This window comes from Albidovulum marisflavi (genome assembly GCF_025751435.1).
GTDB lineage: Bacteria > Pseudomonadota > Alphaproteobacteria > Rhodobacterales > Rhodobacteraceae > Albidovulum > Albidovulum marisflavi.
The window spans coordinates 331,112-351,611 of record NZ_JAOWKY010000001.1; the positions used below are offsets into that span (position 1 = coordinate 331,112).

Here is a 20,500-nt window from a genome sequence, read left to right on the forward strand (position 1 = left end):
TCATATCACGACGGAAAAGGCCCGTATCGGGGATTCCGATACGGGCCTTTCCCATGCGCGCTGGCCCAAGAGGAAATCCGCTTGCGGCTTATTCGGCGGGAACCGCCTGCGCGTCCTCGCTGAGCGGGTAGGGGATGCGCGACAGCATCTCCTTCGGGCAGACCTGGATGAAGTTCGCCCGTTCGGTTTCCCAGTGCTGCAGGATGCTGGCGGCGCGCCGACTGCCGGTTTCTGCGGCATGACGCTCGATCAGACCTTTCAGTTCGGCTTCCCAGTGCGGATGGCTGACGGCCGAGGTGACGATGGAGTCGAGGTTCATGAGATCCTCGGCTTCGCCCTCGGGGTCCCAGACATAGGCGATGCCGCCCGTCATGCCCGCGCCGAAGTTCGCGCCGATCCAGCCCAGGATCACCGCGACGCCGCCGGTCATGTACTCGCACCCGTTGGACCCGCAGCCCTCGACCACCACCTTGGCGCCCGAGTTGCGCACGGCAAAACGCTCGCCCGCGCGTCCAGCGGCGAAAAGGTGGCCATCGGTCGCGCCGTAAAGCACGGTGTTGCCGATGATCGTGTTGTCGCCCGCGTCCAGCGGCGAGGCCATCGGCGGTCGCACCACGATCGTGCCGCCCGAAAGACCCTTGCCGACATAGTCGTTGGCGTCGCCCGATACCTCGATCTTGATCCCGGGCGCCGTGAACGCGCCCAGCGACTGCCCGGCCGAGCCGGTCAGCTTCACCGTCAGGTGATCGGGCTGCAGGTTGTTGCGCATCCCGAACTTCTTGACGATGTGGCTTGCCGCACGCGTCCCGATGGTGCGGTGGGTGTTCCGGACCGCGTAGGACAGCTGCATCTTTTCGCCGTCTTCGAAGAAGCGCGCGCCGTCGCGGATGATCTCGGCGTCCAGCGTGTCGGGCACCGCGTTGCGCGGCTTGGAGCGGTCATAGACGATACGGTCAGAACCATCGACGGTGATCAGCAGCGGGTTCAGGTCCAGGTCGTCAAGGTCGGCGTGGCCGCGGCTGACCTGGGTCAGCAGGTCCGCGCGTCCGATGATCTCGTCCAGCGAGCGCGCGCCGATCTCGGCCAGGATCTCGCGCACTTCCTGCGCGTAGAACGTGATCAGGTTGACCACCTTGTCCGCCGAGCCCGTGAACTTGGCCCGCAGCCGATCGTCCTGGGTGCACACGCCCACCGGGCAGGTGTTCGACTGGCACTGGCGCACCATGATGCAGCCCATCGCGATCAGCGCCGCGGTGCCGATGCCGTATTCCTCGGCACCCATGAGTGCTGCGATGATGATGTCGCGTCCCGTGCGCAGGCCGCCGTCGGTGCGCAGCGTGATCCGGTCGCGCAGCTTGTTCATCGCCAGGACCTGGTGCGCCTCGGTCAGGCCCATTTCCCAGGGCAGGCCCGCGTACTTGATCGAGGTCGCGGGGCTGGCGCCGGTGCCGCCGTTGTGGCCCGAAATCAGGATCACGTCAGCCTTGGCCTTGGCCACGCCCGCGGCAATCGTGCCGACGCCCGAGGACGCCACCAGCTTGACCGTCACCTTGGCGCGCGGGTTGATCTGCTTGAGGTCGTAGATCAGCTGCGCGAGGTCCTCGATCGAGTAGATGTCGTGGTGCGGCGGCGGAGAGATCAGCGTCACGCCCGGCGTCGAATGGCGCAGCCGCGCGATGAGCTGCGTCACCTTCATGCCGGGAAGCTGGCCGCCTTCGCCAGGCTTGGCACCCTGGGCCACCTTGATCTCAAGCTCTTCGCAGGCGTTCAGGTATTCGGCCGTCACGCCGAAGCGGCCAGAGGCGACCTGCTTGATCTTGGCGCAGGGATTGTCGCCGTTGGGCAGCGGCAGCGCGTGCGCCGGATCCTCGCCGCCTTCGCCGGAGTCGGACTTGGCGCCGATCCGGTTCATGGCGATGTTCAGCGTCATGTGCGCCTCGGGCGACAGCGCGCCCAGGCTCATGCCCGGCGTCACGAACCGCTTGCGGATCGAGGTGATCGATTCCACCTCGTCGATCGGAACCGGGCGGCCGATCGGCTTGACGTCCAGCAGGTCGCGCAGGTGGATCGGCGGGTTCGCCCGCATCCGGGCCGAGTACTGCTTCCACATGTCGTAGGATGCCCTGTCGCAGGCCGATTGCAGCATGTGCATCGTCTGCGCTTCCCAGGCGTGGCTTTCACCCGACCGCCGCGCCTTGTAGAAGCCGCCGACCGGCAGCACATCCGCGCCGCCGCGGAATCCCTTGGCATGGATCTCGGTCACCTTGTGCTGGATGCCCGTGATGCCGATGCCCGAGATGCGGCTTTGCATGCCGGGGAAGTACTCCGCGACCAACGCGCGCGACAGACCGACAGCCTCGAAGTTCAGGCCGCCACGATAGGAAGAGATGACCGAGATGCCCATCTTGGACATGATCTTGAGCAGGCCCGCGTCGATGGCCGCGCGATAGCGGCGCGTGGCGTCGGCAAGGTTGCCTTCGATCAGGCCGCGGCGGATCCGGTCAGCGATCGAATCCTGTGCCAGGTAGGCGTTCACGGTGGTCGCGCCACAGCCGATCAAGACCGCGAAATAGTGCGGATCGATGCATTCTGCCGACCGGACGTTGACCGAGGTGAAGGTCCGCAGACCCTTGCGCGTCAGCCAGCTGTGCACGGCCGAGGTGGCAAGGATCATGGGCATCGCCACCTTGCCTTCGCCCTGGTGTTCGTCGGTCAGGACCAGATGACCCGCCCCCGAACGCACCGCGTCCTCGGCTTCCGCGCGGACGCGTTCAAGCGCCTGGCGAAGGGCATCGTCGCCGCCCTGCGCGGCGAAGGTGCAGTCGATGACCGTCACCCGGTCGCCGAACTGGCGCACCATCTCGTCGAACTCGGCGTTCGCGATGAAGGGGCTGTCAAGTGTCAGGATCTCGGTCTGGCTCGAATCCTCGGCCAGCACGTTGGTCAGGTTCCCGAACCGTGTCTTCAGGCTCATCACCCGGCTTTCGCGCAAGGAGTCGATGGGCGGGTTCGTCACCTGGCTGAAGTTCTGGCGGAAGTAGTGCGACAGCGGCCGGTACTTGGACGACAGGACCGCAGGTGGCGTGTCGTCGCCCATGCTGGCGATCATCTCCTTGCCGTCCTCGGCCATGGGCGCCAGGACCTGCTCAAGTTCTTCCAGCGTATATCCCGCCGCGATCTGGCGACGTCGCAGTTCTGCGCCCTCGAACAGCGCCTTTTCCGGCACGTCGCGCATCAGCACGTTCAGTTCGACGACCTTCTGCACCCAGTCGCCGAAGGGCTGGCTGGCGGCCAGCTTGTCCTTCAGGTCCCAGTCGCGGTAAAGCCGCCCCTGCGACATGTCCACCGCGATCATCTGGCCCGGTCCCAGGGCGCCCTTTTCACGCACCGTCATTTCGTCGACCGGAACCATGCCGGCCTCGGAACCCGCGATCAGCAGCCCGTCGCCCGTCAGGACGTAGCGCATCGGGCGCAGGCCGTTGCGGTCAAGCCCGCCCACGACCCAGCGGCCGTCGGTCATGGCCAGGGCGGCCGGACCGTCCCACGGCTCCATCACGCTGTTGCAGTAGGCGTACATGTCCTGCCAGGACTTCGGCATCTCGACCGCCGTCTTGGACCAGGCTTCCGGCACCAGCATGGTCTTTGCCATGGGGGCGGAGCGGCCGGCGCGCACCAGCGCCTCGAACACGGCGTCCAGGGCGCCGGAATCCGAGGTTCCGGCGGGAATGATCGGCTTGATGTCCTCGGCCATCTCGCCGAAGGCGGAAGACGCCATGCGAATCTCGTGGCTGCGCATCCAGTTCACGTTGCCCTTCAGCGTGTTGATCTCGCCGTTGTGGGCCAGCATGCGGAACGGTTGCGCCAGCGACCACTGCGGGAAGGTGTTGGTCGAATAGCGCTGGTGATAGATCGCAAAGGCGCTTTCGAAGCGCTCGTCCAGAAGGTCGGGATAGAACACCGCGACCTGTTCGGCCAGCATCATGCCCTTGTAGATGATCGACCGGCAGGACAGCGAACACAGGTACATGCCGGCGATATGCGCCGCCAGCGCCGCCTTCTCGATCCGGCGGCGAATGATGTAGAGCTCACGCTCGAACTGTTCCTGGTCGATGTCCTTTTCGCAGCGGATCAGGATCTGCTCGATCTCGGGTCGCGTCGCGTTGGCCTTTTCGCCAAGAACCGAGGTGTCCACGGGAACGTGGCGCCAGCCGTAGATGTAGTGGCCCATCCGCAGCACTTCGGTCTCGACGATCGTGCGGCAGCGTTCCTGTGCGCCGAAGTCGGTGCGGGGAAGGAAGATCTGGCCGACGGCGATCAGCTTTTCCATGTCCGGCTCGTGACCGGTGCGGCGCACCTGGTCGTAGAAGAACTTGACCGGGATCTGAACATGGATGCCCGCGCCGTCGCCGGTCTTGCCGTCGGCATCGACCGCGCCGCGGTGCCAGACCGCCTTGAGCGCGTCGATTCCGTTCTGCACCACCTTGCGCGATGCACGGCCGTCGATCGACACGACAAGCCCCACTCCGCAGGAGGAATGTTCATCCTCTTCGCGCCAAAGGCTGTTCTCGTTCATCCACGCGCGCTTGGTTTCCTCGGCCTGCACCCAGTCCTGGTCATAGATCGTCATGGCCTTGGTCCTCCATCCATGAGGGGAAGCTGCATCGACGCGGTCAGCGTGTCGCAGTCGTATTTCGGTTCGTCTTCAAGAAAGCCCTTGTCACCGGGCAGCGCGAATTCGACGGGGTTCTCGACGGTGTCCACCGTGTCGCCGAACGAATTCTCGAAGTGCTCGGTCCCCGGGAAGAAGATGCGCCAGCCGCGGTGAACAAACTGGTTTCCCGTCCGGGTCCAGATCAGCCCGCCATCGGCGTCGAAGGCGGACAGTTCGAATTCGGTCTGCTCAAGCACGATTCCGTCGATCGTCTCTGTGCGCCCGGTCAGCCGGTCATGGCCGACGTAGCGACGCAGTTCGCCAAAGCTGCTCTCGGTGAAGAAGTCGAATTCGTCCCTGCCGCTTTCGAGCAGTTCGGTGAAGGACGCAGGGTCTCTTTCCTCGGCAAGCTGATCCTGTTCGCCGGTGTAAAGGTCGTAGCTTTGAAGCCAGCGCGTCTCGGCGTCGATCAGGTTCGCGAAATACGGTCCCTGTCCGTCGGCCTGGACAGCCCACTGGTGTCCCTCGGGTTCGCCCGCGCAGCGGTAGTGCTGCGAAACCAGGCAGGACCGCATCTGCACGGTCGCATAGGCCGTGCATCCCTGCGGAAGGGGGAACTGGCCGGCCGCCGCGGGCAAGGCCGCGCAGCACGCGCCAAGGGCGAGGACGGTGCGCAGGTGCGTCATGTCGGTCTCTCCTTCGTGCTGCGGTCCTGCGGGCGACGCCCGAGCACCTTGGTCATCCGTGCCGGATCGGCGCGGATTCTGCTGATCTCACTCGGCCGCGACCTGCGCGGGCTGCGAAAGATAGGACAGGATGGAATCCGCGGCTTCGCGCCCGTCGCGGATCGCCCAGACGACCAGGCTGGCGCCGCGGACGATGTCACCCGCGGCGTAGACGCCCGGAAGGCTGGTTTCATGGGTCCCGAACTGCGCCTTGACCGTGCCCCAGCGAGTCACCTCAAGCCCGTCGACGCCCCAAAGCTTCGGCAGCGCCTCGGGCTCGAAGCCCAGGGCCTTGATGACGAGTTCGGCGGGTTCAACATAGTCCGCGCCAGCGATCACCTCGGGGCTGCGGCGGCCAGAGGCGTCGGGGGCACCCAGACGCATCTTCTGGACTGTCACGCCCTCGACGCCGGCGCCGACGACAAATCCCTTGGGCGCGGCAAGCCAGACGAATTCCACGCCTTCCTCTTCCGCGTTGGCGACCTCGCGCTGCGAACCCGGCATGTTGTCGCGGTCGCGGCGATACAGGCACTTGACCGACTGCGCGCCCTGGCGGATCGCGGTGCGGACGCAGTCCATGGCCGTGTCGCCGCCGCCGATAACCACAACGCGCTTGCCCTGGGCGTTCAGCTCGCCGCTGTCGTATTCGGCAACCTCGTCGCCAAAGCTCTTGCGGTTGGAAACCGTCAGATAGTCGATCGCACGCACGATGCCGGCAGCGTCTGCGCCGTCGCCCTCAAGCTCGCGGCTCTTGTAGACGCCGGTGGCGATCAGGACGGCGTCATGTTTGCCACGGATGGCATCGAAGCTCAGGTCCTCGCCGACGTTGCAGTTGGCGACGAAGGTCACGCCACCCTGTTCGAGCTGCGCGATACGGGCCATGACGACGTCCTTTTCCAGCTTGAAGCCGGGAATGCCGTAGGTCAGCAGGCCGCCCGCGCGGTCGTAGCGGTCATAGACCGTGACCTGCACGCCCACGCGGCGCAGCGCGTCGGCGGCGGCAAGGCCCGCCGGGCCCGCGCCGATAATGCCCACGCTTTCGCTGCGCTCGGTCTGCGGGCGGATCGGCTTGACCCAGCCACGATCCCAGGCGGTGTCGGTCAGATACTTTTCGACCGAGCCGATGGTGACGGTGCCGTGCCCGGATTGCTCGATCACGCAGTTGCCTTCGCAAAGCCGGTCCTGCGGGCAGATGCGGCCACAGATCTCGGGGAAGGTGTTGGTGGCTTGCGACAGCTCATAGGCTTCCTGAAGGCGGCCCTCGGCGGTCAGGCGCAGCCAGTCCGGAATGTTGTTGTGCAGCGGGCAGTGCGTCTGACAATAGGGCACGCCGCACTGCGAACAGCGGCCGGCCTGTTCGGCGGCCTTGGTCTCGGCGTATTCGCGATAGATCTCCTGAAAGTCCTGGGCGCGCACGCTGGCATCACGCTTTTCAGGCATCTCCTTCGCGACGGTCACGAATTTGAGCATCCGTTCCTGAGCCATGACTGCGCCTCCCTTGGGCAAATTCCGGGTGCGCATTGCTACTCTGCCGACGCAGGAAATAAAAGTCAGTTATGCTGACATATTTTCATGTTTTTTGCCGCCGCGATGCAGCAATCGGGTCATTAGGGGCAAAAACAAGGTCAGAATTAGTTACCTTATGCCCTTCAACCCCACAGGATAGCGGCCCAAACCCCCGCGCCAACGATGATTCGCCACCATCCGAACAGGGCAAAACCATGGTTGCTGAGGTAGGAAAGTAGCCATCGCACGACGAGGAGGGCAGAAACGAAGGCCGCCACGAAGCCGATCGCAATCTCATGAAATGCAGTGATGTCGATCTCGGCCCGGCTGGACCAGATGTCGTACCCGACCGCCGCCACCATGGTTGGGATCGACAGAAAGAACGAAAACTCCGCCGCGGCGCGCCTGTCGGCACCCATCAACAGGGCGCCCACGATCGTGGCGCCAGAGCGCGACACACCCGGGATCAACGAAAGGCACTGCGCGACGCCGACACCCAGAGCCATAAGCATGGGGAACCGTTCCGCATCCCTGTGGCGCGGAATGATCGGCAGCTTGTCGACCACAAGCAGAACGACCCCGCCGACGATCAGCGCGGTGGCGATCACGGCCTGGCTTTCGAACAACACAAGCTTGATGAAATCGTGCAGAAGCAACCCGGCCGCAACGGCAGGCAGAAAGGCGATCAGCACCGACATCGCGAAACGCCGTGCATGCGGGTCTTGCCCAAGACCGCCGAGGGTTCGGACGATCTTGGCCAGATAGACGTTTACGATCGCAAGGATCGCCCCAAGCTGAATGACGACTTCGAACGTGCGACCTGCGTTCTCGAACCCCAACGCGTGTCCAGCAATAAGAAGGTGTCCGGTCGACGAGACCGGAATGAACTCGGTCAACCCCTCCAGGAACCCCAGGAGGAGCGGGACCACGACGGTTTCATACATCAGGAATGTTTCCGAAGCTTCTTCGCCGAGGCCATGATCGCGTCATACTGACCCGAAGGGCGGAAACGCCAAAGGTAATCGGGTATCACAGCCGACACCGGCGTCGGCGCGATGCCAAGATCGATCAGCGTTTTCGCGTCAGAGGACACGACATTGTCACGGCCAAGACTGCGGACCTGATCCCGCGTCAGCATGCGGTTCTCAAACAGGCCGCCAGTCAGCACCTGCGCGAAATCCAGGATCGTGCCGATGATGCGCGCCAGCCAGAACGGCAGGTCCAGCACGAGGCGCCGGCGGCTGATGACGCCCAGCATCACCTTCATCCAGTCGCGGAACGACTTCACATCCGGGCCGCCGAGTTCGTAGATGCCGGCCGGCGCCTGACCGGTCGCGCCCATCTGGGCCGCCGCGGCGACATCGTCGACATACACGGGTTGGAACTTCGTTTCCGCGCCGACGACCGGAAGGACCGGACCCAGCCGCGACATCGCGGCGAAGCGGTTGAAGAAGGTGTCGTCGGGCCCGAAGATCACCGACGGGCGCAGGATCACGGCCGCGGGGAAGGCTTCGCGGATTGCCGCTTCGCCAGCCGCCTTCGAGCGCTGATATTCGCTTTCACTGTCCGCGTCCGCGCCAAGCGCGGAGATCTGGACCAGGTTGCCGACACCCAGTTCGGCCGCAAGGCGCGCGACCCTTGCCGCGCCTTCGGACTGCACTGCCTCGAATGTGTTCTTTCCCGATCGGTTCAGGATGCCCACGCAGTTCACGACCGCGTCCGCGCCGATCATGGCCGAACGGACCGACGCATCATCGCGGATGTTGCACAGGATCGGTTCCACCTGGCCGACGACGCCGTAGGTTCTGACGAAAATCGCCTCGTTCGGGCGGCGCACCGCGACGCGCACCCTCCAGCCGAGCTTGGCCATCCGGCGCGCGATCTGGCGCCCAACGAATCCCGATCCGCCATAGATGGTGACGAGCTTGGACATGGAACCCTCCGAATAGCCGCTTGGGCTCTGATTAGCCGCTACGCCCCTGCCAAACAAGGCGCAAAGATGCCGCAAGATTTCGCATTCGACCCCGTTGACACCGCCAGCGGCCCCCTATACATCGCAGCCCACGACATCAGCCCAGATGGCGGAATTGGTAGACGCGCTGGTTTCAGGTACCAGTGCCGCAAGGCGTGGAGGTTCGAGTCCTCTTCTGGGCACCAAACCCCTTCGCCAATGAGGGGTTAACATGACGATCCATCTGCATCAGAACGATCTGCCCGACGGGCTGGACCTTGGTCCGGTCGTGGCGATCGACACCGAGACCATGGGCCTTGACCCGCGGCGCGACCGGTTGTGCCTGGTGCAGCTTTCTGCCGGCGACGGCAACGCCCACCTTGTGCAGATCGCGCGCGGCCAGACCAGCGCGCCGAACCTCGTCCGGCTGCTGACGGACGGGCAGGTCACGAAGCTGTTCCACTTCGGCCGATTCGACATCGCCGCACTGAAGGCGGCGTTCGGCGTCACGACAGCGCCGGTTTACTGCACCAAGATCGCATCCAAGATGGTGCGCACCTTCACCGACCGACACGGGCTGAAATACCTGCTGCAGGAACTGGTCGGCGTAGACATCTCGAAACAGCAACAGACCTCGGACTGGGGGGCTGCGACCCTGACCGACGCGCAGCAGGAATACGCCGCGTCGGACGTTCTTTACCTGCACAGGTTGAAAGAGGAACTCGATCGCCGCCTTGCCCGCGAAGGTCGGACCCAGACCGCGCAGGCCTGTTTCGATTTCCTTCCCGCCCGCGCCGAACTGGACCTGATGGGGTGGGGCGACGAGGCCGACATCTTCAGGCACTGACATGACCCAAGCCGAGACATTCATATCCACCGCCCGCCGCGTGATCGAGATCGAGGCGCGCGGCCTTGACGCGCTGGCCGCGGCCTTGAACGGCACCTTCGCCGAGGCCGTGAAGCTGATCCTGGCCGCGAAGGGCCGGGTCATCGTCTCGGGCATGGGCAAGTCAGGGCACATCGGGCGCAAGATCGCCGCCACGCTCGCCTCGACCGGCACGCCGGCGCAGTTCGTCCACCCCGCGGAAGCCAGCCATGGCGACCTTGGCATGGTGACCGAAGCCGACGTGGCCCTGGTCCTGTCGAACTCGGGCGAGACTCCGGAACTGGCCGACATCATTGCCCACACCCGCCGCTTCGGCATTCCCCTGATCGGTGTGGCCAGCCGTGCGGGTTCCACCCTGCTTGTGCAGGCGGATGTGGCAATCCTTCTGCCCAAGGCCGAGGAAGCCTGCGGCACGGGCATCGTGCCGACGACTTCGACGACGATGACTCTGGCACTGGGAGATGCGCTGGCCGTGGCGTTGATGGAGCATCGCCACTTCACGCCCGAACATTTCCGCACCTTCCATCCCGGCGGCAAGCTGGGCGCACGGCTTCTGAAGGTCGCGGACCTGATGCATGCGGGCGATGCCATCCCCCTTGTCGGCGGCGCCACCCCGATGAGCGAGACGTTGGTCACGATGAGCGCGCGGGGTTTCGGCGTTGCGGGCGTCACCGATGAGGCGGGCAGGCTTGTCGGCATCGTCACCGACGGCGACCTGCGGCGTCACATGGCGGGTCTTCTGACCCACACCGCGGGCGAGGTGATGACCCCCGATCCCCGCACCGTCCCGCCCAGCGCGCTTGCGGAAAAGGCCGTGGCCGAGATGCGCGACCGCAAGATCACCTGTCTTTTCGTCCTGGATCCCGATGGCGATGGACGGGCGCTTGGCATCCTGAACATTCACGACTGCCTGCGTGCAGGCGTGGCCTGAGCCGATGGCGGGGTCCGGCGACATTCGCTCGGTTCTGGTGTATTGGCTGAAGATCCTTCTGCCTTTGCTGGCCCTTGCGATCCTCTCGACGCTTTTCCTCGTGTCCCGCAGGATCGACACCGAGGGGGCGCTTCCCTACGCCGATGTTGATGTCGATGCGCTGGCCCGCGAACAGCGCCTGACGGCCCCGGAGTACTCCGGGCTGACCTCGGACGGGACCGAATTCCTGATGCGGGCAGGCGTGGCACGGCCGCTGGAGGCTGGCGGCGGGCGCGCCGAAGACATCTCCGCGGAACTGCGCACGCAAGGCGGCCTTGGCGTCGAGATGTCTGCAGCGGCGGGTCAGGTCGACCCTGCGGCCGGCGCCTTCAGCCTGACCGGCGACGTGGTCCTGTCGACCTCGACCGGATACCGGATCGAGACGCAGGGCCTGACTTCCTACACGTCCAGAACCGAAGTCGTGTCCGACGGTGCTATCCAGGCGACGACGCCGTTCGGCGCGCTCGAAGCGGGCGGCATGACGCTTGGCCCCGCACCGGAAGGCGCGGACGCTTACGTTCTGGTTTTCAAGCAGGGGGTCAAGCTGGTATACGAGCCAGAGAATTGAGGTCTCGATGTCGGTCCGTGCATTCATCACAGCCCTTTGCCTGACTGTCACACCCTGGGGCGCCGCCTTGGCGCAGGGTGCGGATATCGCCTTTGGCGGCATCAAGGCCGACACCAGCCTTCCGGTCGAGGTCACGGCGGACCAGCTAACCGTGAACCAGACCGACGGAACCGCGACCTTCAGCGGAAACGTAGTGGTGGCGCAGGGCGAAATGCGCCTTGGCGCGGACGAGATCCTGGTCGAATACGGTCCCGAGGGCCAGAACCGCATCGAACGCCTGATCGCGACCGGCAACGTCATCCTGACCAGCGGTCCGGACGCGGCCAAGGCGGATAGCGCCGAGTATGCCGTCGACACGGGCGAGATCGTGATGGCCGGCTCGGTGCTCCTGACCCAAGGGGCGTCCGCCATTTCCGGCGAAACGCTGTCCTTGAACCTGTCGGCGGGAACAGGGCAGATGGGCGGCAGGGTCAAGACCGTGCTGCAGCCCGGGGGCAACTGATGGCGACGCGGCCCGAACTGACGCTGGCAGAGGGCAGTGCGGGCCTGCGCGTGCTGCATCTGCGCAAGAGCTATCGCCGCCGTCCGGTGATCCGTGACGTTTCGCTCACACTGAATCGGGGCGAGGTCGTGGCGCTGCTGGGTCCCAACGGATCAGGCAAGACCACCTGCTTTTACAACATCGCCGGCCTGATCACGCCCGACAGCGGTCAGATCCTAATCGACGGCCGGGACGTGACCGGATTGCCGATGTATCGTCGCGCCCGACTGGGCATCGGCTACCTGCCGCAGGAAGTTTCAATCTTCCGCGGGCTGTCGGTCGAGGACAATATCCTTGCCGTGCTGGAAATATCGGTCCAGGACCGCCACAAGCAGCGCGAGCGGCTGGAAGAGCTGCTTTCGGAATTCTCGATCACGCACTTGCGCCGGGCCTCCGCGCTGTCGCTGTCGGGCGGTGAGCGGCGACGGGTGGAAATCGCGCGCTGTCTGGCCGCCGATCCGAAATACCTGCTTCTGGACGAACCCTTCGCGGGCGTGGACCCGATTTCGGTCGGCGATATCCGGACCCTCGTCCATGACCTGAAGGACCGGGGCATCGGCGTCCTGATCACTGACCACAATGTCCGCGAGACGCTTGAAATCGTGGACCGTGCCTATGTCCTGCACGACGGCGCGGTCCTGATGAGCGGCACCGCCGACGAGGTCGTGCGTGACGAAAACGTGCGCCGCGTCTATCTGGGGCAAAGTTTCCGCATCTCCTGACCAACGGTTCGGTCCTGACCTTCCGTCCCCCGAATCGGGTGGCGCGGAGGCGGGGACGCCACGAAAAACCCGGTGGTCCAACGCCGGATCCCGGTGGCGTCGGCATGCCGGCCGATCCCGCATCCGCACGATCGTTTGCGCCCAATCGACCGGGGGACTGTCCACGGTCAGCCTGTCGCCCGCGATTTCCCCTTTCGTTGTCGGGGCTATGGGTCGCGTTGTTGAACGGCCGTCAAGGCCGGATTTCCGCGCCCTGGACGCATCGGTCGGGCGCGCGAAAGATCGCCCTCGGCCCCTTGCGTGAAGGAATAATTGTGCCCAACTCGAACAGGAGGGCGTTGACATCCGACGCCGAAGTGTCGCCAAATATCACAAATGCATGCGCATACCCCCATCCCCGAACGTCTTCATCGGAAGGTTTCCCGAGTGGTCCGCATGCAGCCCGGGTTCATCCCGTCAACTCCCTGAATTCAACCAAGTCCTTGCCTTTCGGCGCATGCCGAAACGCGAGGATCAACAAGTCCCAAGGAGGAGCAATGCGTTACCAGATCAGCGGAAAACAGATCGACATCGGAGACGCTCTGCAAACGCATGTGAAGACCGAGCTTACGCAGACGATCGAGAAATACTCTCAGCGTCCGACCGATGCCGTGATCGTGTTTTCCCGCAACGGCCATGAGTATGTTTGCGAAGCGACGGTGCATCTGTCGACCGGCCTGACGGCCACCGCGCGTGCGGCGGCGAACGAGATCTATGCCGCGCTCGACAACTGCATCGAGAAGATGGACAAGCAGTTGCGCCGTCACAAGCGCCGGCTGCGCGACCATCACCGGGACCGCGCCGAGCCCGTTGAATTCGCCGGAGCGCCCATGTATGTGCTCGCCGCGTACGAAGACGGAGAGGATGCGGAGCCCGACACGCTTCAGCCCATGATCATCGCAGAGATGGAAACGAAGATCCCTTCGCTTTCCGTCGGCGAGGCGGTCATGCAGATGGAACTGTCGAATGCGCCTGTGCTTGTCTTCCGCAACGAGAAACATGGCGGCGTGAACGTCGTTCACCGTCGTGACGATGGGAACGTCGGCTGGATAGACCCGGTAAACGCGGTCTGACCCGGCGCGCCGCGGCGAAGGACATAAAGGCTTATGGAACTTTCCAACCTTCTCAAGCCCGCGGCGGTCAAGGTGTTCGGCCACGTCACCAGCAAGAAGCGCCTGTTTCAGGACCTGGCGGATATTGCGCATACGGTCTACGGTCTGAGCGCCAGTGAAACCGTCGATGCGTTGCAGGAACGCGAAAGCCTTGGCCCGACCGGCGTCGGCCACGGCGTGGCGCTTCCGCACGCGCGCATCGACGGGCTTGAACGCGTCGTCGGCGTGTTCATGAGGCTGGAAAAACCGATGGACTTCGATTCGGTCGACAGGCAGCCGGTCGATCTGGTGTTCGCGCTGTTCGCGCCCAAGGACTCCGGCGTCGAGCACCTGAAGGCGCTGGCGCTGGTATCGCGCACCATGCGCGATGCGGCGACCTGCACCAAGCTGCGCGCCAATGCCGACACGGCCGCTCTGCATGCCGTGCTGACAGAGGCCCGGCCCAGTCAGGCGGCCTGATCGCGCCAGGCGCGGAAGCCGAACACCAGGTAATCGCGCTGATAGGCGGCACGCGCCGCCTTTTCGACCTCGGCGTCGTAGATCTCTGCAAGCGCGGTTTCCGCCGGTGGGGGTGGAAGATCGGGCATGGGAAGACCCAGACGCGAAACCAGGTGTGCCAGCGCCTCGGCCAGTTCATCCTCGCGCGCGATCAGGTCGGGCGGGGCGAACTGCGAGAACCCGGAAACGAGCGCGGACTGGCTGGACCATGCCGGGTCGGGCCGGACGGAGGCCTGCCCGACCAATGAGGCGCGGAAGAACGCGAGGAACCCCAGGAAAGCCCGGCGACGTTCTTGTGCCGAAATGGCGCCGCTGCGATCGGGCCGCGGCAGCGCAAGCCCATGCGCCCGCTTCAGATAGTCGCGAAAATCTGCCGCGCCGACATTTCCCATGAGTTCGGAAAAGACACGATGCGCGCGCACCACGGGATGGCTTAGCACGGTGAAGCTGCGATGGCCGGGATGGGCGCGCATCCAGTCACGCAGCGTCTTTTGCGTGAAATCGCCCTGCAAGCCGCCCGGCAGCTTGGACATCCAGGCGGTGACACGCTCGGACGGGCCGCCGCGGACGGGCATGAACAGTACCGGAAGGTCGCGCGCGGCGATGAACCCGGGAACGCCAGGCCCGCGGCGCGGTTCGAAGTTCGGCGTGCGTGACAGGTTGAACCTGTCGAGCCGGGACAGGGCGGCCTGCATCTCATCGTGGTTCGCGACCAGTTCGGCCATATCCGACGGATTCTGCTTGATCAGCTTGGCCGAGGGTTTCACCGCGCCGACGGGCACGCCCAGGAACGTGACAAGCCCGGTCAGCACGTCTTCGTCCCGAACGTCTTCGTAATCGAGATAGAAGGCGGTCTGGCCCGTGCCTTGCAGCAGCCGCAGGACAGTCAGCTGGAACCCCTGAAGGGCCTCAAGGTGGCCCTCGAACTCCTGCGGGTCGAAAAGGATGCGCTCGTCCTTGCGGTCGCGGGCGCGACCAAGCTTCCACTGGCCGGTCTTGCGCGCGATCTTGAGGCTGACGTAGCTTTCCAGCGGATTGCGGGTCAGCACGACCTTGGCGCAGCGCCGGTCCCGCATGAAACGCTCAAGCACTCGCGGGTCGTGATCGGGGAAGTAGCGGAAGCCGTTCAACCCCTCGGCCGCGGCGATGCGGTCAAGCATGAGCCCGGGGTCAGCTTCCCGCTCTTGCAGGGTCATGCCAAGCAGTTCGTCCTTTTTCGGGCCGCCGACGAAGCTGGGATTGAAGGCTTCGCCGTGGCTGAAAAGGCCGGGGACGGCGTTCAGGCTTTCCTCCAGAAGGTTTGAACCCGTGCGCATCGCGGCAAGGATCACGAAGCTGTCGAAAGGGGTGTCCGCCATCGCGATCAGCGCACCAGATAGGGGCGCGCATGCTCCTTCGGTGCGGCCAGCATGGCGTCGATCGCGGAGTAGTCACCGACCATGGTGGGCATCATCCCCTGGTTCCTGAGCCTTTGAAGGAAATCGGAAACGCCGCTCAGGTCCGCCATGCGCGGGACCTCTGCCAGGCGATGCGGAGCGCGTGGGTTGATTTCGTCGAAGATCGACTGGATCGCCTCCATCGGGTTTTCGACGAAATCCACAAGCGTCCAGATGCGGACCGATGCCTTGACGCGCGGAGAGCCGAGCACCGCCAGCAGCTCTGTTTCGGCCCGCTGGAAGCGTGCCGCCTTGCGCCGGACGGCGCTGAACTCTGCCTGCTCGCGCGACAGGGGAACGGCCCAGGTTCCGGTCACGACCGAGATCTGCGCGTTCGCGTCGCCGGCCATGAAGGCCGCCACGTCCAGTTTGTCGGCCGGACCGGTCAGAAAGCACTGCCGCTCCCCCCGGCAGTTCCACAGAAGGTTGGTCAGAAATGACCTGGGATTGTAGTCGCGCAGCGCCGCGCTGTCGCTGAGGGCGCCGTTGAAGACGCCGTCGCCCCCGGCGAACTCGGCCCGTTCCGGCGCGAACAGATGGCCATGCGCGCGCAGGCCAAGCGTCTTCGACAGCCAGGCGTCGTAATGTTCGAACAGCGTCGAGAACCCGTGGAACACGGAATAGGGGCCCGCCGTGCATCCGTTTTCATGCCCGGCGCGCGGATATCGGCTTTGCATGTAAAGACCGGGCCGGCCCAGCCTGCGCCGTTCGGCGGCCTTTGAAAAAAGCCGGTCGATCTTGGCCGGGCTGGGCTCGACGCCCGCCGCCGCCGGTCTCTGGGTGTCCAGGAACGCGTGGTAAAGCTTGTCTGCGCCGGGCCAGATCTTGCGCGCGACAAAGCAATCCGACCGGCGCAGAAGCTGAAGGTGGTCGTCGTAGAACACGTGCGGCCTGCCCTCGTGGTCGAACTTGGACAGCGTCAGGGGGCGGCTCTCGATCCGTGTCGAATGCAACCGCACGAGCGTCTGGAAGTAACTTTCGTCAGGGATCCAGACGCGGCGGAAATAGCGGTCGTAGATGGGACGGTTGGGGTCGTTCAACACAGCCGAAAGCGTACCGCGCGACAGGCACCACCATTGCGATCCCAAGTGCGGGATCAGCCCCAGCGGAATGCGGCGCTTCACACCAAGCTTGCGTTGCATCCTTGTGTAGGCGTCGAACAGGCGCCGATGCCTGCGCCAGGAAAACGGAAATCGCAGGGTGAAGCGTTCGGCGTCGAGGCCGCCCATGGTCCAGCCGACCTCTGCGGTCGTTACGCTTTCGATGAAGTCGGTCTGAGGCTGTCTGTCCAGATACGCCTGAAGCTCGCCGAGCGGGCGGAGCGGCAGGCAGGATCCCGACGTCAGGAAAACGTGCTGCACCTCCGGGTGCAGCGCCAGCATCCGCGCGGCCGCTTCCTGCGTCGCGCGAACCAGTCCGAAGGTTCCCCATTCGCATCGAAAGCGCCGCGAAAAGCTGATGCCGGGATGGGCGGCACAGCTTGCGCGCATCGCATCGACCTCGGCCTTGGGAACGCAGGTATCGACATGGATGACGACCGGGGCACCGGCGGATGCCCAGTGGCGCGCGACCGCGGCCGCGCGATCCAGCGCCGTGTGGCAGAGCATGACGAAGCCGACACTCATCAATTCACCTTCAGGCCCAGCAGCCCTTCGACATCAATCCCAGAATTTCCAGCTGACGCCAATTGACGTACTTCTCCGACCACTTGCACCACAGGTCGTGGTCCTCGTTCAGGGTTTCGGCGTAGCGCAGATACTCGCGGCTGTCTGCAAAATGTTGCTTGCGGTGCAGTTCTTCGGACACCTTTTCCCCAAGGACGGACAGGAACTTGGCATGCAGAAGGCAGCCCGACGCCGTTTCGCCGCCACTGCGGTCGTAGGTCAGATTGAGCCGCCTTGGCAAAAGCATGTGGGTGGAGTTCACGTAGCAGTAGTCCCGTCGCCATTTGACCAGCGGCACCTTGTTCAGGGACGGCGCCTGTTCGGGGCTGTCGGCGAACATGCAGCGCGCCCTCGGTCCCCCCTGGATCCAGAGGTTTCCGTAGGTCGCGTTGACCGAGATCGTGTAATTGCCGGCGTCGAACCATTGCAGGGTTTCGAACGGGTCCTTGCCTTCCTGATAGGGTTGCGCGTCGATCCTTCCGCGCGGGTACATGTCCAGGACCATTGCCGGAAAGGCCCGCGTTCCCAGACCGTCAAGCCAGTCGGTCAAGGCCCTGATCGGCCGCGTGTCGCAGAACGGATAGACGAAGAATTCGTCTAGATCGACGGTCAGCGCCCAGCGGCCATCCGCGTGCTTGCGCATCAGCCAGGTCAGCCAATCCTGCCCGTAGCGCGACCTTCGATAGCTCTTGTCGGTGTGCCAGACCGACACATCGTCCTGCGCCGCCAGATAGTCGCCGGTGCCGTCCGAGGACCCGTTGTCGACGAAGATGAAGTGATCGATGCCAAGTTGCCGGTAGTAGCGAAGGAAATACGGAAGCCGGACCCGTTCGTTTCGCAGCGTCGCGAACAGAAGGATCGCGTCCGGTCGCAAGCCGCCGGTTCGATCGGCTGCCACGGAAAGTTCCCGCCTCTTGCGAAACGCGCGCCAAAGAAAGCGCTTCCGCCTCAGGCGAAGTCTGTATCTTTCCAAAGCGCGCATCGCAATCCGACGGGTTCAGGTCCTGTGTCGGACACAGCATTCTCAGACCGCGCTTAACACGGTCTTGAAATGCTCAGCCCAGCCGACGTCTGCCTCCAAGACCCGGCCGGGACCTGCTGCCCGAACTCTCCCTGCGTGGTCAATTATTCTTGGGAGCCAAGAATACATGTCGCCTGCATCCGCGTAAACGGCATAGTCGCCCAGGACTTCGCGGAAAACGGGAATGTCACTGCACAAGACGGGTGTGCCCAGCCGGGCCGCTTCGATGAGCGGCAGGCCGAAGCCTTCCGCGAAGCTCGGCATCAGAAGCGCCCGCGCTCCTAGCAGCAGCGCCGCCACGGCGGCATCGTCCAGATTTCCGTATTCATGCACGTGCGACTTCGTGCCCTTCAGCGCATCGAGGCGTGTGAAGACGGCCTCGTTTCGCCAGCCGCGCTGGCCGATGATCAGCAGCTGCGGCATCCGTGTGGCGGGCATGCGGGCCTCGAGCTCTTCCCACAGGTCCAGAAGCATCGCGTGGTTCTTGCGGGGCTCGATCGTGCCCAGGACGACGAAGTAGGGCCGGGCAAGGTCGATGTCCTTCGGCACCCGGTCAAGATCGGGCTTCGCGCTGTCCAGGCCAAGGTGGGCCGGCAGGATGTCCGGTGCCCGTCCAAGCCGGGCCAGGTGGCGGGCGGCATCCCCCGCCGCGGTGCGCGACGGGCACAGTACAAGATCGGCGTGCCGGCTGACCGCGCTCATGGCCGCGCCAAAGGCGGCCACGGCCTCGGGCCGGCAATATTCCGGATGATCCAGCGGGATGGTGTCGTGGATCATCACCGCCAGCCGCAATCCCGGGACGTCCTGCAGTTGCGACAAGGTCTGCCGTGACAGGTTCGAAAGGCCCAGGTTCAGATAAACGCCGCCCTGCGGCATGATCGCTCGAACCGTGGATCTGAGCCGGAACGCCAGGCACGCGGCGATGCGTTGGGCACGCAGTGCGATGCGTGCGGCCCGGCGCGCAGACGCTTTGCGCGCAAGTCCGAAGGGCAGCGTGTCGCGCGGTACGGTCCGAGGCGAGGCAAGCCAGCCAAGAATGACTGGACCGGCGGTTCGCGGAAGGACGAGGTAGCCGTAGGGCGTGCGCACCAGAAGGAACAGCGGGGTGTGGCGGGCAAGCAGCGCCTTCAGATAGGCGCGCTCGACCCTGTCGACCCCGGTCAGCGGACCGCGCCCGATCCGCGACACGAGCCGGGTGACATCCAGCAGGCGGGCTTTCGGCTCAGCGTTCATATCCGCCGGACTGATGCCATCGCCAGGCGTCGGTGATCATTGCGCGCATCGTCGAGCGATCCGGGTTCCACCCCAGTTCGGTCACGGCGCGCGCGCTGCCGCAGACCAGCCGGGTGGCGTCGCCGGGCCGTCTTTCGCCCTCGACGAACGGAACCGGGCGGTTCGTCACGGCGTGGGCTTCCGCGATGACCTCGCGCACGGAAAAGCCGCTGCCGGTTCCCAGGCAGAAGACGCGGCTGCCGTGGCCCTCCAGCAGCCAGTTCAGGCCAAGGATATGCGCATCGACAAGGTCGGCCACATGAACGTAGTCGCGGATGCAGGTGCCGTCGGGCGTGGCATAGTCCGTTCCGTAGACCGTCAAGGCGGGCCGCCGGCCAGAGATCGCGTCCAGCAGCAACGGGATCAGATGCGTTTCCGGCTGATGGAATTCCCCCACCTCGGCCTCGGGGTCCGCGCCTGCCACGTTGAAGTAGCGGAAGATGACCGAGCGCAACCCGTGCGAGGCGCCGAAATCCGTCAGCATGTCCTCGATCGCGCGCTTCGAGCCGCCATAGGCGTTGATCGGCGCCTGCGGCGTGTCCTCGGTCAGGATCACGCCGTCCTGGTCCCCGTAGGTCGCACAGGTCGACGAGAAAACGAAGTCGAGGCATCCCGCGGCCACCGCGGCCTCGATCAGGTTCAGGGCGCCGAACACGTTTGCGCGCCAGTAGCGGCCCGGGTCGCGCATCGAGTCCCCGACCAGGCTGAGCGCCGCGAAATGCATGACCGCGACCGGCCGCCAGCGTTCGAAGACCTCTCCGATACGGACGGGGTCGGCCAGGTCGCCCTCTTCCAAGGGGCCGAACCGCACGGCCTCACGCCAGCCGGTCGACAGATTGTCGAACGTCACAGGCATGAACCCCGCCCGCGCCAGCGCCTTGCAGGCGTGGGACCCGATGTACCCGGCCCCTCCGGTGACAAGGACGTGTCGGGTCATC

Annotated in this window: 17 protein-coding genes and 1 tRNA gene; 8 read left to right on the forward strand and 10 right to left on the reverse strand. The window is 64.9% G+C overall.

Annotation, left to right across the window (positions count from 1 at the left end; translation table 11 throughout):
• Window positions 1–88 precede the first annotated feature (88 nt).
• From gltB to OEW28_RS01715, 5 genes are all read right to left on the reverse strand, one after another.
• Window positions 89–4,627 (reverse strand): glutamate synthase large subunit, encoded by a 4,539-nt coding sequence (gene gltB / locus OEW28_RS01695; RefSeq protein WP_263732995.1) that lies wholly within the window; start codon window positions 4,625–4,627, stop codon window positions 89–91.
• Complete coding sequence (locus OEW28_RS01700; RefSeq protein WP_263732996.1) at window positions 4,624–5,337, reverse strand: hypothetical protein; 714 nt, start codon at window positions 5,335–5,337, stop codon at window positions 4,624–4,626. Before OEW28_RS01700 ends, gltB begins: the two co-directional genes overlap by 4 nt.
• A gap of 87 nt (window positions 5,338–5,424) precedes the next feature.
• Entirely contained in the window at window positions 5,425–6,861 is a 1,437-nt protein-coding gene (locus OEW28_RS01705) for an NAD(P)-dependent oxidoreductase (protein WP_263732997.1), read from the reverse strand.
• A 164-nt stretch (window positions 6,862–7,025) separates the two neighbouring features.
• Window positions 7,026–7,829 (reverse strand): undecaprenyl-diphosphate phosphatase, encoded by an 804-nt coding sequence (locus OEW28_RS01710; protein WP_263734349.1) that lies wholly within the window; start codon window positions 7,827–7,829, stop codon window positions 7,026–7,028.
• Complete coding sequence (locus OEW28_RS01715; RefSeq protein ID WP_263732998.1) at window positions 7,826–8,815, reverse strand: complex I NDUFA9 subunit family protein; 990 nt, start codon at window positions 8,813–8,815, stop codon at window positions 7,826–7,828. The genes OEW28_RS01710 and OEW28_RS01715 overlap by 4 nt, the downstream gene beginning before the upstream one ends.
• A gap of 139 nt (window positions 8,816–8,954) precedes the next feature.
• Here OEW28_RS01715 and OEW28_RS01720 point away from each other — a divergent pair.
• The 8 genes from OEW28_RS01720 (at window position 8,955) to OEW28_RS01755 (ending at window position 14,130) form a co-directional block, all read left to right on the forward strand.
• Window positions 8,955–9,039: transfer RNA gene (locus OEW28_RS01720), tRNA-Leu, on the forward strand.
• Between the two features lie 26 nt (window positions 9,040–9,065).
• Window positions 9,066–9,680, forward strand: coding sequence for a ribonuclease D (locus OEW28_RS01725; RefSeq protein ID WP_263732999.1), 615 nt, complete (start codon window positions 9,066–9,068; stop codon window positions 9,678–9,680).
• A gap of 1 nt (window position 9,681) precedes the next feature.
• A complete protein-coding gene (locus OEW28_RS01730; RefSeq protein ID WP_263733000.1) occupies window positions 9,682–10,650 on the forward strand; it encodes a KpsF/GutQ family sugar-phosphate isomerase in 969 nt (322 codons plus the stop codon).
• A gap of 4 nt (window positions 10,651–10,654) precedes the next feature.
• The gene (locus OEW28_RS01735; protein ID WP_263733001.1) at window positions 10,655–11,257 is read left to right on the forward strand and encodes a hypothetical protein; all 603 of its coding nucleotides are present in this window, start codon (window positions 10,655–10,657) and stop codon (window positions 11,255–11,257) included.
• Between the two features lie 7 nt (window positions 11,258–11,264).
• Window positions 11,265–11,759 (forward strand): lipopolysaccharide transport periplasmic protein LptA, encoded by a 495-nt coding sequence (gene lptA / locus OEW28_RS01740; protein WP_263733002.1) that lies wholly within the window; start codon window positions 11,265–11,267, stop codon window positions 11,757–11,759.
• On the forward strand, window positions 11,759–12,520 hold the full coding sequence (gene lptB, locus OEW28_RS01745; protein WP_263733003.1) for an LPS export ABC transporter ATP-binding protein: 762 nt from the start codon (window positions 11,759–11,761) through the stop codon (window positions 12,518–12,520). The genes lptA and lptB overlap by 1 nt, the downstream gene beginning before the upstream one ends.
• Before the next feature lie 536 nt (window positions 12,521–13,056).
• On the forward strand, window positions 13,057–13,632 hold the full coding sequence (gene hpf / locus OEW28_RS01750) for a ribosome hibernation-promoting factor, HPF/YfiA family (protein ID WP_263733004.1): 576 nt from the start codon (window positions 13,057–13,059) through the stop codon (window positions 13,630–13,632).
• A 33-nt stretch (window positions 13,633–13,665) separates the two neighbouring features.
• The gene (locus OEW28_RS01755) at window positions 13,666–14,130 is read left to right on the forward strand and encodes a PTS sugar transporter subunit IIA (protein ID WP_263733005.1); all 465 of its coding nucleotides are present in this window, start codon (window positions 13,666–13,668) and stop codon (window positions 14,128–14,130) included.
• Here the strand turns inward: OEW28_RS01755 and OEW28_RS01760 are convergent.
• Genes OEW28_RS01760 through galE form a run of 5 tightly spaced genes read right to left on the reverse strand, consistent with a single transcriptional unit; the run spans window position 14,118 to window position 20,499 of the window.
• Window positions 14,118–15,527, reverse strand: a complete 1,410-nt coding sequence (locus OEW28_RS01760; protein ID WP_263733006.1) for a nodulation protein NodH — start codon at window positions 15,525–15,527, stop codon at window positions 14,118–14,120. The two genes, OEW28_RS01755 and OEW28_RS01760, sit on opposite strands and share 13 nt — an antisense overlap.
• Window positions 15,528–15,532: 5 nt before the next feature.
• Window positions 15,533–17,230 carry a beta-1,6-N-acetylglucosaminyltransferase gene (locus tag OEW28_RS01765; protein ID WP_263733007.1) on the reverse strand — a complete coding sequence of 566 codons (1,698 nt, stop codon included), beginning with the start codon at window positions 17,228–17,230 and terminating at the stop codon, window positions 15,533–15,535.
• Window positions 17,231–17,240: 10 nt separating this feature from the next.
• Window positions 17,241–18,251 carry a glycosyltransferase family 2 protein gene (locus tag OEW28_RS01770; protein WP_263733008.1) on the reverse strand — a complete coding sequence of 337 codons (1,011 nt, stop codon included), beginning with the start codon at window positions 18,249–18,251 and terminating at the stop codon, window positions 17,241–17,243.
• Window positions 18,252–18,293: 42 nt separating this feature from the next.
• Complete coding sequence (locus tag OEW28_RS01775; RefSeq protein ID WP_263733009.1) at window positions 18,294–19,523, reverse strand: glycosyltransferase family 4 protein; 1,230 nt, start codon at window positions 19,521–19,523, stop codon at window positions 18,294–18,296.
• Entirely contained in the window at window positions 19,513–20,499 is a 987-nt protein-coding gene (galE, locus tag OEW28_RS01780) for a UDP-glucose 4-epimerase GalE (RefSeq protein ID WP_263733010.1), read from the reverse strand. Before galE ends, OEW28_RS01775 begins: the two co-directional genes overlap by 11 nt.
• Window position 20,500: the final 1 nt, after the last annotated feature.

Excerpts from the sequence above, each read along its gene's own strand:
- gltB (WP_263732995.1), bottom strand. The coding sequence starts at position 4,627 with ATGACGATCTATGACCAGGACTGGGTGCAGGCCGAGGAAACCAAGCGC.
- OEW28_RS01700 (WP_263732996.1), bottom strand. The coding sequence starts at position 5,337 with ATGACGCACCTGCGCACCGTCCTCGCCCTTGGCGCGTGCTGCGCGGCC.
- OEW28_RS01705 (WP_263732997.1), bottom strand. The coding sequence starts at position 6,861 with ATGGCTCAGGAACGGATGCTCAAATTCGTGACCGTCGCGAAGGAGATG.
- OEW28_RS01715 (WP_263732998.1), bottom strand. The coding sequence starts at position 8,815 with ATGTCCAAGCTCGTCACCATCTATGGCGGATCGGGATTCGTTGGGCGC.
- OEW28_RS01725 (WP_263732999.1), top strand. The coding sequence starts at position 9,066 with ATGACGATCCATCTGCATCAGAACGATCTGCCCGACGGGCTGGACCTT.
- OEW28_RS01730 (WP_263733000.1), top strand. The coding sequence starts at position 9,682 with ATGACCCAAGCCGAGACATTCATATCCACCGCCCGCCGCGTGATCGAG.
- OEW28_RS01735 (WP_263733001.1), top strand. The coding sequence starts at position 10,655 with ATGGCGGGGTCCGGCGACATTCGCTCGGTTCTGGTGTATTGGCTGAAG.
- lptA (WP_263733002.1), top strand. The coding sequence starts at position 11,265 with ATGTCGGTCCGTGCATTCATCACAGCCCTTTGCCTGACTGTCACACCC.
- lptB (WP_263733003.1), top strand. The coding sequence starts at position 11,759 with ATGGCGACGCGGCCCGAACTGACGCTGGCAGAGGGCAGTGCGGGCCTG.
- hpf (WP_263733004.1), top strand. The coding sequence starts at position 13,057 with ATGCGTTACCAGATCAGCGGAAAACAGATCGACATCGGAGACGCTCTG.
- OEW28_RS01755 (WP_263733005.1), top strand. The coding sequence starts at position 13,666 with ATGGAACTTTCCAACCTTCTCAAGCCCGCGGCGGTCAAGGTGTTCGGC.
- OEW28_RS01760 (WP_263733006.1), bottom strand. The coding sequence starts at position 15,527 with ATGGCGGACACCCCTTTCGACAGCTTCGTGATCCTTGCCGCGATGCGC.
- OEW28_RS01765 (WP_263733007.1), bottom strand. The coding sequence starts at position 17,230 with ATGAGTGTCGGCTTCGTCATGCTCTGCCACACGGCGCTGGATCGCGCG.
- OEW28_RS01770 (WP_263733008.1), bottom strand. The coding sequence starts at position 18,251 with ATGCGCGCTTTGGAAAGATACAGACTTCGCCTGAGGCGGAAGCGCTTT.
- OEW28_RS01775 (WP_263733009.1), bottom strand. The coding sequence starts at position 19,523 with ATGAACGCTGAGCCGAAAGCCCGCCTGCTGGATGTCACCCGGCTCGTG.
- galE (WP_263733010.1), bottom strand. The coding sequence starts at position 20,499 with ATGACCCGACACGTCCTTGTCACCGGAGGGGCCGGGTACATCGGGTCC.